Origin of the sequence: Clostridium sp. HCP1S3_C6 (assembly GCF_052066735.1) — a bacterium.
In the GTDB taxonomy this organism is placed as follows: Bacteria; Bacillota; Clostridia; order Clostridiales; family Clostridiaceae; genus Clostridium.
In genome coordinates, this window is sequence record NZ_JBQHRN010000085.1 from 1 (window position 1) to 374 (window position 374).

Annotated in this window: 1 pseudogene; it reads left to right on the forward strand. The window is 31.8% G+C overall.

The annotated features are described in order from the left end of the window. A pseudogene (locus ACTNAO_RS12870) lies at positions 1-184 on the forward strand (IS3-like element ISHahy4 family transposase); the annotation flags it as partial. Positions 185-374 lie beyond the last annotated feature (190 nt).

The following is a 374-nucleotide window of genomic DNA, read 5'->3' on the forward strand; positions in this document are numbered from 1 at the left end:
GGGACTACATTGTGAAGGAAAGGATGCTGCAGCCCTTATAAGACGTTGTCTTATTAAGCGAAATCTATTTATAGAAAGTGCAGAAAAACCTGTTATAAGAAGTGATAATGGCCCACAATTTATTAGTCATATATTTGAAGAAACATGTGCCAATTTGAATATTGAACATGAAAGAATCCTGTAAAAACACCTAACAAGAATGCCCATGTCGAATCATTTCATAGGATTTTAGAGGATGAATGTTTTAAAATAAATGAATTTGAATGGTGTTAGTATAGAAGTGTAGACACGGACATGTAGTTTTTTTAAGTGATATAATAAAAGAAATAAAGGAAGTGTCTACAGATGGGAAGGAAAGTAAAAAGTTATACAGA